This window comes from Geobacillus proteiniphilus, from assembly GCF_001908025.1.
Lineage (GTDB): Bacteria > Bacillota > Bacilli > Bacillales > Anoxybacillaceae > Geobacillus > Geobacillus proteiniphilus.
This window is the reverse complement of sequence record NZ_MQMG01000172.1, coordinates 1-279: the sequence shown is the minus strand read 5'-3', so window position 1 is coordinate 279 and position 279 is coordinate 1. Positions and strand designations below refer to the sequence as shown.

At 45.2% G+C, this 279-nt stretch carries 1 pseudogene; it reads left to right on the top strand.

The window, feature by feature from the left end:
• A pseudogene (locus tag BRO54_RS19720) lies at window positions 1-149 on the top strand (nucleoid occlusion protein); the annotation flags it as partial.
• Window positions 150-279: the final 130 nt, after the last annotated feature.

Here is a 279-nt window from a genome sequence, read left to right as displayed (position 1 = left end):
AAAGGCGTTCAGCCGCGATATGCGCATCGCCGTCAACACGATCCGCCAGTCGCTTTCCATGGTCGAAAAGCAGCGGGGTGTCCGTCCAATCTGAAGAAGAAGAATTCGATGACTACTATCAAATTACGATTCGAATCGCGAAAAAATAACGAAAGTCACCTTTTGCCTCATCAAGCACAGCTGATGGGGTTTTTTCTTTCAGAAAACAAAGTCATTTTCCTGTTTTCGTGCTAAAATAAAATGGATTGAGGAAGAGATAGAGGTAGGTGGCATCGTGGG